This window comes from Nitrospirota bacterium (genome assembly GCA_040754395.1).
Taxonomy (GTDB): domain Bacteria; phylum Nitrospirota; class Thermodesulfovibrionia; order Thermodesulfovibrionales; family SM23-35; genus JBFMCL01.
In genome coordinates this window covers 81,894-94,858 of record JBFMCL010000002.1, presented here as the reverse complement: position 1 = coordinate 94,858, position 12,965 = coordinate 81,894, and the positions used below count along the sequence as shown (strand labels likewise).

At 50.7% G+C, this 12,965-nt stretch carries 12 protein-coding genes; all 12 read left to right on the top strand.

What is annotated here, in order from left to right:
• The first annotated feature begins 17 nt into the window (after positions 1-17).
• Entirely contained in the window at positions 18-2,327 is a 2,310-nt protein-coding gene (gspD, locus tag AB1552_01630) for a type II secretion system secretin GspD (GenBank protein MEW6052476.1), read from the top strand.
• 42 nt (positions 2,328-2,369) lie between these two features.
• Positions 2,370-3,890: a type II secretion system ATPase GspE gene (gene gspE / locus AB1552_01625; GenBank protein MEW6052475.1), complete on the top strand. Its 1,521-nt coding sequence runs from the start codon at positions 2,370-2,372 to the stop codon at positions 3,888-3,890.
• Positions 3,871-5,046, top strand: a complete 1,176-nt coding sequence (locus AB1552_01620) for a type II secretion system F family protein (protein MEW6052474.1) — start codon at positions 3,871-3,873, stop codon at positions 5,044-5,046. The genes gspE and AB1552_01620 overlap by 20 nt, the downstream gene beginning before the upstream one ends.
• Before the next feature lie 49 nt (positions 5,047-5,095).
• Positions 5,096-5,527, top strand: a complete 432-nt coding sequence (gene gspG, locus AB1552_01615) for a type II secretion system major pseudopilin GspG (protein MEW6052473.1) — start codon at positions 5,096-5,098, stop codon at positions 5,525-5,527.
• Positions 5,496-5,987 (top strand): prepilin-type N-terminal cleavage/methylation domain-containing protein, encoded by a 492-nt coding sequence (locus AB1552_01610; GenBank protein ID MEW6052472.1) that lies wholly within the window; start codon positions 5,496-5,498, stop codon positions 5,985-5,987. Before gspG ends, AB1552_01610 begins: the two co-directional genes overlap by 32 nt.
• The gene (locus AB1552_01605) at positions 5,984-6,385 is read left to right on the top strand and encodes a prepilin-type N-terminal cleavage/methylation domain-containing protein (GenBank protein ID MEW6052471.1); all 402 of its coding nucleotides are present in this window, start codon (positions 5,984-5,986) and stop codon (positions 6,383-6,385) included. The genes AB1552_01610 and AB1552_01605 overlap by 4 nt, the downstream gene beginning before the upstream one ends.
• Positions 6,366-7,010, top strand: a complete 645-nt coding sequence (locus AB1552_01600) for a prepilin-type N-terminal cleavage/methylation domain-containing protein (protein ID MEW6052470.1) — start codon at positions 6,366-6,368, stop codon at positions 7,008-7,010. The genes AB1552_01605 and AB1552_01600 overlap by 20 nt, the downstream gene beginning before the upstream one ends.
• Entirely contained in the window at positions 7,010-7,894 is an 885-nt protein-coding gene (gene gspK / locus AB1552_01595; protein MEW6052469.1) for a type II secretion system minor pseudopilin GspK, read from the top strand. The genes AB1552_01600 and gspK overlap by 1 nt, the downstream gene beginning before the upstream one ends.
• Entirely contained in the window at positions 7,894-8,958 is a 1,065-nt protein-coding gene (locus AB1552_01590; protein ID MEW6052468.1) for a hypothetical protein, read from the top strand. Before gspK ends, AB1552_01590 begins: the two co-directional genes overlap by 1 nt.
• Positions 8,955-9,461 (top strand): hypothetical protein, encoded by a 507-nt coding sequence (locus AB1552_01585; protein ID MEW6052467.1) that lies wholly within the window; start codon positions 8,955-8,957, stop codon positions 9,459-9,461. The genes AB1552_01590 and AB1552_01585 overlap by 4 nt, the downstream gene beginning before the upstream one ends.
• Before the next feature lie 105 nt (positions 9,462-9,566).
• Positions 9,567-10,358 carry a type II secretion system protein GspN gene (gene gspN / locus AB1552_01580; GenBank protein MEW6052466.1) on the top strand — a complete coding sequence of 264 codons (792 nt, stop codon included), beginning with the start codon at positions 9,567-9,569 and terminating at the stop codon, positions 10,356-10,358.
• Positions 10,359-10,368: 10 nt separating this feature from the next.
• Positions 10,369-12,660, top strand: coding sequence for a S8 family serine peptidase (locus AB1552_01575; GenBank protein ID MEW6052465.1), 2,292 nt, complete (start codon positions 10,369-10,371; stop codon positions 12,658-12,660).
• Positions 12,661-12,965 lie beyond the last annotated feature (305 nt).

The window sequence follows — 12,965 nt, the reverse complement described above, 5'->3', positions numbered from 1 at the left end:
GCAAAGGATTTCTGGATATGAAGACCGGTAAAAGAACTGCAATATTTCTGCGGAGGCTCATCTGCCTGCTGGTTGCAGGGTTATCTTTGTTGCACATTTCTCCCTGCCTCTCATTTGCCGGGACTCCCTCAGCCGGACATGCCCCGGAACAGGCCGGTACCGCTCCTGAAACAAAAGAAGTACCGGCTCGCCCTGATGCTGCAAGAACAAAGGAAAAGAAGGTCACCTTTAATTTTGTTGATGTGGATATCGCTGTCGTAGTCAAGTTCATCAGCGATGTGACCGGCAAGAATTTCGTTTTCGACGAAAAGGTGAAGGGAAACATTACCATCATTGCGCCTTCGAGGCTCTCGGTTGATGACGCCTTCAGTCTTTTTACCTCTGTCCTCGAACTGAAAGGGTTTACGGTTGTTCCTTCAGGAAAGGTATACAAGATTGTCCCCGTTTCCCAGGCGAAACAGTCAGGCACAGAACTGCTGAAAGACGGCAGGGGGATGGTGAGCGATGCGTATATCACACGGCTCTTGCAACTGCGGGCGATATCCGCGTCAAAAGCGGTAAACTTCCTTCAGCCCCTGATCTCGCGCGACGGGCACATTTCATCTTTCGGGCCGAGCAACATGCTTTTGATTGTTGACTCATATGCGAATATCGAAAAAATTCTCCAAATCATCGATTCGATAGACAAGCCCGGCATTGAGGAGCCGGAACTGATCATGCTCAGACATGCAAACGCTGAGGATGTCGTAAAGATCATCAATGAGGCACTTGCTCTGGGCAGCAGGACCCACACTGCTGCGATACGTCCGCCGAGACCCGGGGAAACAGTGACAGGATATTCTGTTGAGGAACAGAGGGCCAGTGTCTTTGCGGATGTGCGATTAAATGCCATTGTTCTGATCGCTGATCAACAGGAAAAGGAATCGATGAAAAGGATGATCGCACTTCTCGATATTCCTCTTCCGGAAGCAACAAGCAAGATCAATGTCTACTTTCTGGAATATGCGGATGCTGCCGAACTTTCCAAAGTGCTCGAGGGGATGATCACCGGTATTTCTTCCCAGCCCCGTGCCGGGCAGCCGGTACAGGCAGGTCAGGCGGCAAAAAGTCCGTTTGAACCGGGAGGAAGGGTCACGATTTCTCCCGATAAGGCGACGAACTCCCTTGTCATTGTTGCCTCACCGGCAGACTACCAGAACCTTGTGCAGGTCATCAGACAACTGGACAGAAAAAGAAAGCAGGTGTATGTTGAGGCAATGATCGTTGAGGCGTCGATTGACAGGCTGCAGGAACTCGGCGCAAAATGGAGGATCATCGCGGAAAAAGACGGCGAGCCTGTTGCGGTAGGCGGGTTCGGCACCATAGACTCCTCTGCGATGCAGAATATCCTTTTCGGACTGACAGGGCTTACTGCCGGAGGTATGGGGAATTTTCTGGACGTCCCTATTTCCACGATCGGGCCTGATGGTGAAGTGGTCACCTCAACACTCAGCGTCCCCGGATTTGCTGCCCTTTTCAGCCTCAATGAATTCAGGGGAGCTGTGAATGTGCTTTCGACGCCGCAGATTCTTACTTCCGACAATAAGGAAGCGGAAATCGTCGTCGGTGAGAATGTCCCCTTTATCTCAAAGAAAGAATCAGACCCGTCAAGGCCCCAGTCAGTGTTCAGCACCATAGAGAGAAAGGATGTCGGCATCACCCTGCGCCTGACCCCGCAGATCGCAGAAGGCGATTATGTGAAACTCGATATATTTCAGGAGATCTCGGCACTTAAACAGGAATCAACCGATGTCACGTTGACGGTTGGACCGACCACCACAAAGCGTTCCACGAAGACATCTGTTTTTGTGAAGGACAATCAGACGGTCGTGATCGGAGGACTGATGGAGGAGCGCGAAGAGGAAAACGTGACAAAGGTGCCGCTGCTCGGAGACATCCCCCTGCTCGGGTGGCTTTTCAAGAACAGATCGATCGGAAAGAAAAAGACAAATCTGATAGTTTTTCTTACCCCGCATATCATCAAAGAAGCGGAACAGCTTTCAAAGCTTACGGACAATAAAAAAGCTGACTACGCAAGGACGGAAGAAATGTTTGTTCAGGGAGAAGCCCTGGTGAAATTCAGGGATGCTGTTGAGGATCGGAGGGTATTGGAAATCCTTGCTGCCGAAGGGGCATCCGTTATCTCGGTGCTGACACCCCGGGGGCCTCATCGCATACGACTGAAAAAGGGACAGGATGTGAGGGACGCGGTGAAGGTTTTCAATAAATACGAAGAAATCGAATACGCTGAACCAAACTATCTCATGAAGATACAGAAGGCAAGATGAAGGGTATGGAGTTTTGTTCCCCGGAATGAAGAATGATTGCCCATGGAAACGATTGATGCGATAAACGATGGAGAAGTAGAACTCTCCCTGTTGAAGAATATCCCGCTCAGTTTTGTCAGGAACAACCACATATTCCCGATTAAGATCCGCGATGCTGAACTGGTTGGGGCTGTGGAAGACGATAAGGGATTCCTTGCTCTTTCGGAAGTCTCAAAGATTATGGGCCTGAAGGCGAGGGCGTTGAAGGCTCCACCGGGATTGATCCTTGATGCCATCAATAGGTTTTACGGGCAGATAGGTTCTGCCGAGGAAGTGATGGATACCATTACAGGAGAGGATCTTTCATCGGTTGCGACAGAGTTTGAGGCACCGAAAGATCTGCTCGAACTCACCGAGGAAGCCCCCATTATACGCCTTCTCAATGCGCTCCTCCTCCAGGCGGTGAAAGAAAGGGCGAGCGATATCCACATCGAACCCTATGAAAAAGAGCTTGACGTGAGGCTGAGGGTGGACGGAGTGCTTCACAGGGTTCTGACGCCGCCGAAGATAATTCAGGATGCGCTGATCAGCAGGATCAAGATAATGTCCAATCTGGACATCGCAGAGAAAAGACTTCCCCAGGATGGCAGGATACGGCTTCTTCTTGGCGGAAGGGATATCGATATCAGGGTTTCTGTAATCCCCACGTCTCACGGCGAACGGGCAGTATTAAGACTCCTCGACAGAAAACAGGGGCTTCTTGGGCTTTGGGAGGTCGGGTTCAGCAATGATGACGGAAAAAAGCTCGAAGCACACCTGCAGAGACCTGACGGCATAATCCTCGTGACCGGGCCAACCGGAAGCGGGAAAACGACGACTCTCTATGCTGCGCTTAACAGGATTCATACTGAAGAAAAAAATATTATCACAGTTGAAGACCCCATTGAATATCAGCTGAAGGGAATCGGACAGATCCACGTAAACCCGAAAATTGGGCTCACATTCGCATCGGGTCTCAGGTCGATTCTCCGTCAGGACCCTGATGTCATCATGGTGGGAGAAATACGGGACATTGAGACAGCAGAGATTGCCATGCAGGCCTCCCTTACCGGACATCTTGTCCTGAGCACCCTTCATACCAACGATGCGCCGAGCGCCCTTGTCCGGCTTATCGACATGGGCATCGAGCCTTTTCTTGTCGCCTCTTCCCTGACGGTTGTGCTTGCACAAAGGCTCGTTCGGACGATATGTCCCGCCTGCCGGGTGTCGTACCGGCCGTCTGAGCCTGAGCTTTCGTATTTCGGCAAACCTCCTGACACGTTATATCACGGTGCAGGCTGTGACAAATGCAAGGGCAAAGGCTATTTGGGAAGAACAGGCATCTTTGAGCTTCTCGTCATAGATAATGAAATCCGCCCAATGATTTGCGACAAAATCGATTCACAGCGTATAAAAATGCATGCAATCTCAAAAGGCATGAGGACCCTCCGGCAGGACGGAATCGAAAAGGTCCTGCAGGGAATAACAACTCTCGAAGAAGTTTTACGGGTTACCCAGAAGGATTATGCCGATATTTCAGTATAAAGGCTACAGAACGGACGGCTCTGAGGTGGCAGGGACGATCGAGGCGAGCAGTCAGAAAGATGCGGTCTTGCGGCTTAAGGAATCCGGGCTCTACCCGAAAGATGTAAGAGAAACCCTGTACAGCGGGCGGAGAAACATATTCGGCAGGGCTGATGCCGCTCTCCTTCCCTCAACGACACGGCAGCTGTCCACTCTCCTCTCATCCGGGGTAACGCTGATGGAAGCCCTCAATTCGATTGCTGAGGAAAACAGGGGTTCCTGGAAAAATATGCTGGTTGATATTAAGGAGAAAGTTGCAGCAGGGGCAAGTTTTTCGAAGGCTCTGGAAGAATATGACAAGATCTTTCCGGTTTTTTATGTGAACATGGTCGCTGCAGGTGAGGCAAGCGGGAATCTTGACAGAGTGCTCAGCCGCATTGCTGATTATCTGGAAACCCAGGCCGGTCTGAAGTCGCAAGTGAGGACATCAATGATCTATCCTGTCTTCATGATCTGCGTGGGATTCATTGTACTGTCTTTCCTGTTCACCTTTGTCATACCGAAGATAACAAAAATTTTCAAAGATACTGAAGCTGTGCTGCCTTTCATTACTGTCGTGCTGATAACGATCAGTGATATTTTCCAGAATTACTGGTGGCTCCTCATAGGGCTTTTCATGGGCACGGTATTTTTTCTCAAACATGTCCGGCAGACAAACAGCGCACTGGTGGACAGGCTCATTCTGCGTCTGCCGGGAAATATCGTCCTGAGCCTTTATTTGGGTCGTTTTGCAAGGTCGCTGGGGTTTCTGCTGGAGGGAGGTCTGCCTGTTCTCCGTGCACTTGAACTGAGTGCGAAATCCATAGGGAACAGGGAGCTCGAAAACAGGGTAACAGAGGCTGGCAGGCGGGTTGCAGAGGGAGCGAGGCTGGCTGCTTCACTGGAGGGCTTTCCTCCTGTGTTTCTTCAGCTGGTTGCAACGGGTGAGAGAAGCGGAAAGATGGTTGAAGTCCTGAAGAAGGCTGCAGATGCATATGAGGAGGAGTTTTCAAGGAAGGTCCGGCAGATGCTGTCTTTTCTTGAGCCGGCAATGATTCTTTTCATGGGAGTAATTGTCGGCCTGATAGTGCTTGCGATTCTTCTGCCGATATTCCAGCTCAACCAGCTGATAAAATGATGGACAGGGAACGAGCTGCGAAAAGAACGGTGTTCAACAGGAGGAACTGATGAGAAATAATAAAGGATTTACCCTGCTCGAGATAATCGTGGTGGTATTCATACTCAGCATTCTTGCGGCCATTGTCGCGCCGAGGATTATCGGGAGGACGGACGATGCGAGGATCGCGGAGGCCAAGGTGCAGATAAAGAATTTCGAGACTGCGCTCAAGCTTTTCAAGCTCGACAACGGCTTTTATCCGGGCACTGAGCAGGGGCTTGCGGCGCTTGTGGAGCAGCCGACCACAGGTCAGATACCCTCAAGGTACAGGGAAGGAGGCTATCTCGAGCAGAAGAAGATTCCTGCCGATCCATGGGGCAATCCGTATCTGTATATCTCTCCCGGGGTATATGGCGATTTTGACCTCATGAGTTATGGAGCCGATGGCAGGGAAGGCGGGGAAGGGAAGGATGCAGACATCAAGAACTGGGATATGCAATAGAAAAAATTATTTTCCCTGTGCCTGCAAAGGGGTTACACTTCTCGAGCTGATCATTGCACTTTTTCTTGTCTCTCTTGTTACTGCGGTTGTTCTTCCGTCTTTCGGGCTGATCGGGGAAAACAGGCTTAAATCCGAGGCGCGGGAGATAGCCTCGATCCTGAGATATCTGAATGACAGCGCAATGTCAAGGAAAGAAACGTTCCTGGCCAAATTCGATCTTGATGAGAATACGGTTTACTGGAATGGCCCTGACGGAGAAAAAAAGAGAAAGTTCGATGATATGACCGGAGTGATGACACCATCAAGGGGAACGGTTTCCAGGGGGGAACTGATTCTCTTCTTCGATCCGTTTGGCGTCAGGGAGGATCTGAGCGTCGATATGCGCAGGGGCGAAACGAACATGACAATCACCCTTCACCACCTGAGCGGAAGGGTGAAGATCGTGCAGGCAGAGAAGTGAGATTTTCGGTGCGGAACCTGCCTGATCTGTCCCGGGGCGCTCGCTGCAGGACGCGGAATAATCACGGCCGGCAGGAAGGTTTTACCCTCCTTGAGGTGCTCATTGCGCTTGCAATCGTGAGCGGGCTTCTTGTCACACTCATTTACACCATAAACTATCAGATAGGAATTGTCGAAAGGCAGGAGACTGTCACGATCGGGACTCTCCTTGGCAAGCACAAACTGAAAGATCTCGAGAAAAACCCCCAGAGTGTGGCGGGAAACTTCGATCCGCCTTATGACAAGTATGCATTTGCGACGTTTGTGAAGGAGTCGCCCTATGCGGGAATCTCGGAGATCATTGTGGTGATCACATCAGGCAAAGAAAAGATAACACTGAATGCGTTTATTCCTCAATAACACTGTCCCCATACACCTGCCCACCAGGAGGGAACATAAGGGAGGGGATGGATTTACCCTTCTGGAAATTCTTGTTGCGGTTGCGATTCTCTCGATTGTGCTTGCTGCCATCTACAGCACTTTTTTCCTGAGTCACAGGGCGCTGGAGGGCATGGATGAGTCCCTTGTCAGACTCCAGGAGTCAAGAAATGCGGTTGATATCTTACGCCGCGAGCTTGATGCTGCATGTTTCAGCGGAAAAGATTCCGGTACATTCCTGCAATTGCGTGACAGGGACTTTCACGGAAAACAGACTGCGCACCTCGATTTTACGTCTTTCTCCGTATTGCGTCCGGGCCTTTCCCGGATTTCATATTATGTTGAAGAGAGAGACGGCAGGCTGACCCTCATGAAAAAGGTCGAGGCCCCGAACAACAGGGATGAGGTGGAAGGAGTTGATATCATCGAAGGACTCGAGGCATTTACGGTCGAGGCAAAATTCAATAATACGTGGGTGAAGACATGGGACACTGAACTGAATCAGGGAGTTCCCGAAGAAATCAGGATCAGCCTGGCAGTGATGGTTAAGGGAAGAACGATCACACTTTCGGACATGTCCAGGCCGATGTACGGGGGGGCACTCTGATGTATTCCTGTGGTGACCAGAAAGGCATAGCCCTTGTGGTAACCCTCCTTGCACTCGTCCTGATCACGGCCATGGTAGTCGAATTTTCCTATGGAGTGTATACCGGAACGGTCAATCTGTATAACTGGAGCGATTCACAACGGCTGTCCCTCATGGCCAGATCCGGCATACATGTGTCTGCAAAGATGTTATCGGATACCTTGAGCGGGAAACCCTATTCGTATCCCGGTTCCATGGAATTCCCCGTGCAAAACCCGTTTGAAGATTTTGAGGGGAGCATATCGGTGCGGCTGGAGGATGAGAATGCGAAGTTCAACCTCAATGCTATCATATATAGGATCGGGGACGTGAACCCTGCTGCATTCCAGGCGTTTCAGAGACTTCTCATGATACTCTCCCTGGACACAAAAATCGCGGACAGGGTGAGGGAATGGATCGATCCCGATGAATTTGCGGAGATTTCCGGATTGGAAGAAGGCGCTAAAAACGCTGCTTTTGCAAGTGTCGATGAACTGCTGCTGGTTCGTGGAATAAGCAGGGAAGATTATGATAAATTATTTCCGTATATCACAGTGTATGGTACGAGAGACAATCTGGAGATAAATATCAACGGCGCTGATGCTGCTGTGCTGATGAGCCTGTCTGAATCGTTGGATGAGGGGGAAGCGAAGAAAATCATGACACACAGGGATTTCAGTCCATTTGAGAATATCGGACAGGTGAACAGTGTTGCGACGTTTCAGACCGCTTCAGGGATATCTCTCATTTATAAGGGGAAAATTTTTTCGATACAATCTTCTGCAGAGTCCGGCGGAGTGAAACGGATCATCGAGACCGTCTTTGATACGGAAAAAGTCAGAGTCGAATACTGGAAGGAATATTAATGGGGAACACTCTGTTTATTGACATCCGGGAAGAAATGCTCGGGATTTACCTGTTTGCGGTCAGGGGAGGCAAGTGCGAACTGAAAGACCGCAGGACATATCCTTTCCCCCAGAATGGTGATTTCCCCGCCGATATTGCGGGATACGATATGGAAAATGCGTATATAAGCCTGCCTCTCAGCAGTCTGAATTTCAGGGTCATTGATCTGCCGTTTTCTGATATGGACCGGATTCGGGATGTGCTTCCTTTCGAACTCGACGGACTGATACTGGGCGGATCTGCCGGTGTGGTATTCGATGACATAATCGTCGGGAAATCCGATACCGCAACACAGGTGCTTGCGGTCTATACGGAAAAGACGCGTATCAGGGAGATTCTTGATAAAGTCAAAGCATGCAATATTGATCCCGCAGTCATTACCTCTCTGGAACTGAGAAGCCTTACGAAGGATTTTGCGCTCGCGAAACTTGCCTCACCCGCGCCATTGGAAGATGAAGAGAGGATATCTCTTGCCATTGAGGAGATGAAGACACCCACAGTGAACCTGAGAAGAGGCGAATTTGCCTTTATACGGGATATTGAAAAGACCAGGAAATCGCTGAGGATGACCGGGGTTCTGCTAATCCTGATAGCACTGGTCCTGTCCGGGAGCCTGCTCTTCAGGATCGTGTCAGTACGGTCTGAAATCGCATTCCTGAGGAATGAGATGCGGAAGGACTATCATGCATTGTTCCCGGGGGAAAAAAATATTGTCAATGAGCTGTACCAGCTCAAATCCCACATGAAAGAATTAAAGGCAAGACAGGAGATCTTCCTCGGCGGCAAGCCCCTTCACGTCCTTCTCGGACTTTCCCGGCTTGACAGGAATGGAGTGGTATTCAATGAGGTGACAGTGGACAGGGAAAATCTCATTTTCAAGGGTGAAGCCCCGTCGCTGGGTGACGTGCAGAAAGTGAAGGAGGAACTGGATATCGTCTTCAGTGAAGTAAGGATAGCCGATTCAAAGTCGTCCGCACAGGGGAGAATGCTGTTCACCATTACGGCAAAGGGGAGAGAGGCGTGAGGGACTTTTTCAAAGACAGGAGATATCTTTACGCTGCAGCAGTACTGGCGGTTTTTATCGTGATCTGGGCTGTTGGCATGAACCGGCTTCTGACTGCAAAGAAAGAACTGCAACAGGTAAAAGCACAGCGCAGTGAAATGACCGTGCTGTATGGTGAATATGTCTCCCTGAAGCAGAAAATTGACGCAGTCGAGAGCAGGAAAAATCTTGCCAGCGTGCAGGGAATTGTGCAGGCTGTGGATGAGGTTTTCTCGCCTATCGGGATGCGCGATAAAGTCAGGACGGTCAAGGCGACGGGAAAGAGGGAATCAAAGGACGGATTTGAGGAGGAGGCTGATGTCCAGATCGAAAAAATCACTATGAATGAAATGGTCAATATTTTTTACAAAATCGAACATGCTCCCGTGGTCCTGACGATAAAAAAAGCAACGATAAAAAAGTCGTTTGAAAACCCTGAACTCCTGAATGTTGCACTGTCCCTTTCTTTTCTCAAAGCGAAATGACAGGCAATGCGGTATGCAATGTCAACATATCATGAGGAGACTGCCATACGATTTCTCCTGCATGCATCCTGAGAAAGGCATAAGAGGAGTATTCCCCGGGATCAGATGATGTCCCCTGCGAAAAAAACCGCGATAGCGCTGGCTTCTGTCCCGATCATGCTCTGGTGCCTGTGGATGGCTTTTCCTGCCAGTGCGATACAGTCTGTCATGGAAGATTCAGCGGCAGAACATCTTCTCGATCTGGAGATCAGCGGGCTTGAGAAGGGACTGTTCTGCAATTTTCGTGTGGAACACATCCGAATAAGCAAATCTGCCAGGGAACTCATTTCATTACATAACATTGAGGCACGCATCCACCCCCTGCTCCTCTTCCTGATGCAGTTAAGTGTTTCATATGAAGGGACTGTCGGCAACGGCACGGTATCCGGAGACATATTCCGCGCCGGCCGGGAGTTCAGGGCGAGCCTTGCACTGAAAGATGCAGACATGCGCAGCATCCGGCTTCTCGGTTCTTTCGGGATTCGGGGTGAAGGCACTGTTTCAGGGACTTTTTCCACGGAAGGCAGTGAAGCGCGTGCTGACTTTGCGGTGAAGGAAGCAGGCTTCAGGCCGGCGGAATTCAGCGGAGTACTGGTCCCGCTGAATTTTTTCAGCAACATACAGGGTTCTTTGCATATTACGGGAAATATGATAAAAATCGAATCTGTCTCACTGGAAGGCAGGGACATTTACGCACGGATCAAGGGAGTGGTGAACACGGGGGTTGCAGATCTCACAATGGAATTGATGCCTGACAGGTCTTTTCTTGAAAATCCTCTTGTCAGTATGAATCTCGACCGGTACCGGGTTTCTCCGGGATATTATATAATCCCGATAAAGGGCCATATCCCTGTATAAGGAGGGAATAATGTGGAAACAGGCGCTTCTTGGGCTGCTTATACTCGCTTTTCTGGCATGCGGAGGTGACAGCCCCGGCAGACATGCCCGTTCTGTATATAAGCAGGGAGAGGTACTCGTAAAATTCAGGACAGGTGTACGGGAAATGCAGAAATCCGGCGTGCACGATGCACTGGGAGCAAAAGCAGTCAGGACACTGGGACTGGAAGGGCTTGAGAGAATCATGATACCGGAAGGCATGCCGGTTGAGGAAGCAGTTGAAATGTACAGAGCACACCCCGCGGTTGAATATGCAGAACCAAACTTCATCGTCAGGGCGGCGATCCTGCCTGATGACACGAGGTTCAGTGAGCTGTGGGGCATGCATAATACCGGGCAGGCAGTCAATGGAACATTCGGGACTTCCGATGCGGATATCGACGGCCCCGAGGCCTGGGAGGTAGTGCGGGATGCATCTTCTGTTACGGTAGCGGTTATCGATACCGGTGTGGACGGAAATCACCCGGATCTGTCGGGAAATCTGGCAGCAGGCTATGATTTTATCAATAATGATGCGGATCCGGACGACCAGAACGGACACGGAACGCATGTGGCGGGTATTCTTGGCGCAGTCGGAAACAACGCACGGGGGGTAACCGGCGTGAACTGGCGGGTGAAGATAATGCCGCTGAAAGTGCTCGATCAGGACGGAGAAGGCACGATCGCTGATGTTATTGAAGCAATAGTCTTTGCCGCATCCAATAACGCGCGGATTGTGAACATGAGCCTGAGTGGCCCTGACTATTCGCAGTCGCTCTATAATGTAATTGCGTTGTATCCGGGCATCCTTTTTGTTGCGGCCGCAGGGAATGGAGGCGAGGACGGGATCGGCGACAATGAGGATGTGACTCCCGGATATCCTGCCGGGTTCAATCTTCCCAATGTCCTTTCTGTTGCAGCATCGGACCAGAATGATAACCTTGCGCTCTTTTCCAACTACGGCCGCGCGTCTGTCGATGTGGCAGCGCCGGGAGAGAACATCCTGAGCACCATACCATCTTTTGCCACAGGGGTAACATACAGCGGGTTCTACAGGGTTGCATATCTGGCGTTCGGCTTTGAAGGGATCAACGGCTCGGCTTCACGAAATGCGGTCATGCAGGCGGTCCTGGATTTTCATGCCATTGTCCCGGGAGATCAGATACTCCTGGTTGATGATGACGGGGGGAAGTCGTATGAGAATTACTTTGCCCAGTCTCTTCAGGCCCTCGGACATGCGTTTGACAAATATTCAGTCCCTGCAGGGAGCAGTGGTCCCGCAGCAGGCCAGTTAATGCAGTACAGGCTTGTCATCTGGTTCACGGGGGATCAGTACAGCAGCACCCTCACGCTCAACGACCAGACACACCTCTCGTCTTTTCTCGATAATGGAGGCCGGCTTTTCATAACCGGTCAGGATATCGGATATGATATCGGAACGAGCAGCTTTTACCAGAATTATCTGCATGCCCTGTATATTACCGATGATGCAAACGGCGATGTGTTCACCGGCATGAACGTCTTCAGTGGTATTGCCGCCGGCGTCCCGCTGAACTACGGAGACGGTGCAAGGAATCAGAGATTCATAGACGCGGTACAGCCTTTCGGGAGCGTTGAGGCATTCCGTATCAGTTACCATGATGCCTACCAGTTTTTCAGCGGAACCTCAATGTCAACTCCCATTGTCGGAGGGATAGCAGCTCTTGTTGCTGCCGTGTACAGCGATTTCAATGCCGACCAGATAAAGGGCACGATTCTCAATACGGTCGATCAGAAACCTTCTCTGCTGAACAGGATTCTGACCGGGGGCAGGGTGAATGCATACAGCGCCGTCACCTCGCTGTTGCCGCCAGCAGCGCTGAATGCACAGGTGCTGTCAAATACGGGGGTAGCACTTGACTGGACGGATAATGCCACAGGAGAGGACGGATTCAGGATTGAACGGAAAGAGGCAGGCGGCCAGTTCCTTGAGATCGCATCTGTGACAAAAAATCAGACTTCGTATACGGATGCCGGGCTTGTATCAGGGAAGACCTATACCTACCGGGTAAGGGCATTCAATGCACTTGCCTCTTCAGGGTATTCAAATGAGGCCTCTGCGACCCTCCCCGGAGGCGGCCAGGGCAATGGCAATGGAGGCGGTGGCGGTAGAGGAGGAGGTGGTGGAGGGGGTGGCTGTTCAATTGGCAGGACTGCCAACTGTCCGACGTCTGCTGCCGATGCCGCTGTCCTAATGGTGCCTGTTGCGGTTGTTTGGGTACTAAGGAGGATGAGAAGATATTAATTCAATTCGTATTATCAATGCCCAAATGAAGTGATACACATGGTCATTGTGAATGTTGGTGCGAGACAAAGCCGGAGCAACCCAGGAGCGAGATTCTTCACTTCATTTGGAACAGACTCCGCAGTCTCAGTTTCACACAACGAGATCGCCACGCTTCGCTCGCGATGACACAATGGACATGTCATTGCGAGGAGCAAAGCGACGAAGCAATCCCCTGAATCAATGCAAAAAACAATATTGCCATGTACCGTTCAGGTGTCTGCAATGACCCGCTTCCAAAGCGTCTGAGTTGTATATCGATGGAT